The following is a 3009-nucleotide window of genomic DNA, read 5'->3' as shown; positions in this document are numbered from 1 at the left end:
GATTCCCGTCGGTCGCGGACAGCGGGAACTGATTATCGGTGACAGACAGACTGGTAAAACTTCGATCGCGATCGATACCATTATCAACCAGAAAGAAGAAGATGTCGTCTGCGTGTACGTCGCGATCGGGCAGAAAGCCTCAACTGTGGCGAATATCGTCAACGTCCTCGAAGAAGCTGGCGCGATGGCTTACACGGTCGTTGTAGCAGCAAATGCGAACGATCCTGCTACCCTCCAATACTTCGCACCTTACACTGGTGCCGCCATTGCTGAGTACTTTATGTACCAAGGTAAAGCGACCCTGATTATTTATGATGACTTGTCCAAACAAGCTCAAGCATACCGTCAGATGTCCCTCTTGCTCCGTCGCCCACCCGGACGCGAAGCATATCCTGGCGACGTATTCTACATTCACTCCCGCTTACTCGAACGCGCTGCCAAACTCAGCGACGAACTCGGTGGCGGTAGTATGACCGCCCTCCCAGTAATTGAAACTCAAGGTAGTGACGTATCGGCTTACATCCCGACCAACGTAATTTCGATTACAGACGGTCAGATCTTCCTCTCCTCCGACCTATTTAACTCCGGTCTCCGCCCCGCAATCAACGCTGGTATCTCAGTATCCCGCGTCGGTTCCGCCGCCCAGACCAAAGCGATGAAAAAGGTTGCTGGTAAACTCAAACTCGAACTCGCCCAGTTTGATGACCTCCAAGCCTTCGCTCAGTTCGCATCCGACCTCGACCAAGCGACCCAAAATCAACTCGCTCGTGGTGCGCGTCTCCGCGAAATTCTCAAACAGCCTCAGTACTCGCCATTATCTGTGCCCGAACAGGTCGCATTAGTATATGCGGGCTTAAACGGCTATCTCGATGACATCGCCGTCAACAAAGTAACTGGTTACACCGCCGCACTCAAAGACTACCTGAAAAACAGCAAGCCTGAGTACGCTCAAACCATCAAAGACAACAAAATGCAGCTAACTGATGAAGCTGAAGCGCTTCTCAAAGCCGCACTAGTTGAATGCAAGAAGTCCTTCTTAGCCACAGCGTAGAATCTTAGGGGATAGGGGATAGGGAATAGGGAATAGGGAAGTGTGAGTGGGTGTTTCAGAGCATAGACTACGATCTGCACAAAACATCTACTTACACATCTTCTAAACCTAGTCCGTTAACCTCGATCCCTTTTTTCATAAAAATTATATTAAAACTATAGTGGATACCGTTCTTATGAATTAAAGTCACTATCCCCTATCTCCTATTCCCTTTCCTAAATAAGCACCGAAAATATACAACTACTAACTACTATAAAATATGGCTAACTTAAAACTTATTCGGGATCAGATTCAATCGGTTAAGAATACTAAAAAAATTACCGAAGCCATGCGCCTCGTCGCCGCAGCTAAAGTGAGACGGGCACAGCAACAGGTAGTTGCGACCCGTCCTTTTGCCGACCGATTGGCACAAGTTTTATACAGCCTCAAAAGTCGCTTAACATTTGCCGATGCGACTTCACCATTCCTCCAACAGCGAGAAGCTAAATGTGTTGGTATTTTGGTAGTTACTGGCGATCGCGGTCTCTGCGGTGGTTATAATAGTTCGATTATTAAAAAAGCCGAACTACGCGCTAAAGAACTTAAATCTCAGGGTTTGGATTATAAATTTGTGACAGTTGGACGGAAAGCTACTCAGTATTTCCAACGTCGCAATCAACCCATCAGTGCAGATTATACGGGATTAGAACAAATTCCTACGGCTGTTGAAGCTGGTAAAATCGCTGATGAATTGCTATCGTTGTTCTTGTCTGAAGGTGTGGACAGAGTAGAGCTAGTTTATACTAAGTTCGTCTCGCTGATTGCTTCCCGTCCGGTAGTCCAAACATTGTTACCATTGACACCACAAGGCTTGGAAGTGCCCGATGATGAAGTTTTCCGGTTGACTAGTCGCGCTGGTAATTTTAGCGTCGAGCGTGACAAACTGGACACATCGGTACAACCGCTACCCAGCGATACGATTTTCGAGCAAGATCCCAATCAAATCCTAGATGCACTCTTACCGCTTTACCTAAATAATCAACTGCTCCGCGCCCTGCAAGAATCCGCAGCTAGCGAATTAGCCGCTCGGATGACGGCAATGAATAATGCCAGTGATAATGCCAAACAACTGATTTGTTCGCTGACACTCAGTTATAACAAAGCCCGTCAAGCCGCAATTACTCAAGAGATTCTGGAGGTTGTTGGGGGTGCAGAAGCTCTCAACGGCTAGATACGCTTACCGACCGTACCTACGCGAACGAGTACTCGATTTATTCATGTTAAATATATTTGTGCTTGAGGTTAATCTCAAGCACATTTTTTATTTTAAGCTAATTGGCACACTCCGAATTTCTTGCCAGAGTCGATCGTATTGTTGTTGACTTGTTGATGAAAGTGGATAGATAAATTCACTTTTATCTAAGATACTTTTTGCAGGTAAAGTTAATGAATTTCTTTTAATATCTGGAGAAATTTGCTTATCACTTAAACTAGTAAGCAGCGGTGCAGTAGTAGTGGTAAAGAGAGAAATCTGATTGCTAACTTGTAGTTGCAAACAATAATCAAGCCACTGATGAGTTAATTTGACTCGATCTTTATTATTGGCAGCTTGAAGTTCGGTAGATGATAATTTAGCTGAATTTGCTGGGCGTACCCAGAGATCGGCAAAAAGAGCAGTACCAGAACTAGGCACGATCGCGCCAATATTCGGATTCTTTTGCATCAGATCGATCGCATCTGAAGACCAGCCAACAGCCACCCAGGTATCGCCCATGACTAAGGGTTGGAGATAGCTGTCAGCACTATAAAACTTCGTTTGCTGGTGGAGTTGTGCGAGTTCGGATTTTAATGCCGCTGCTCGATCGAGATCGGGAGTATTGTAAGATGAGCCTAGCTTTTTTAAAGCTAAACCAATGACTTCGCGCGATCGATCCAGCAGCGATACCCGCTGCCTGAGCTGCGGATTCCAGAGATCTCCC

Annotated in this window: 3 protein-coding genes; 2 read left to right on the top strand and 1 reads right to left on the bottom strand. The window is 46.1% G+C overall.

The window, feature by feature from the left end; all coding sequences use genetic code 11:
• Window positions 1–1051 (top strand): F0F1 ATP synthase subunit alpha (atpA, locus tag RMO52_RS14260; RefSeq protein ID WP_310415355.1); only part of this gene is annotated, 1051 nt, incomplete at its 5' end.
• Between the two features lie 259 nt (window positions 1052–1310).
• Window positions 1311–2261, top strand: coding sequence for a F0F1 ATP synthase subunit gamma (locus RMO52_RS14255; protein WP_310415352.1), 951 nt, complete (start codon window positions 1311–1313; stop codon window positions 2259–2261).
• A gap of 90 nt (window positions 2262–2351) precedes the next feature.
• On the opposite strand, the gene RMO52_RS14250 is transcribed toward RMO52_RS14255, so the two are convergent.
• Window positions 2352–3009: extracellular solute-binding protein (locus RMO52_RS14250; protein ID WP_310415349.1), on the bottom strand; the 658-nt coding region annotated here is incomplete at its 5' end.

The sequence above is a fragment of the Chamaesiphon sp. OTE_8_metabat_110 genome (assembly GCF_031382685.1).
GTDB lineage: Bacteria > Cyanobacteriota > Cyanobacteriia > Cyanobacteriales > Chamaesiphonaceae > Chamaesiphon.
This window is presented reverse-complemented; position numbering and strand designations above follow the sequence as displayed.

Coding starts and splice junctions, on each gene's coding strand:
- RMO52_RS14255 (WP_310415352.1), top strand. CDS start 1,311: ATGGCTAACTTAAAACTTATTCGGGATCAGATTCAATCGGTTAAGAAT.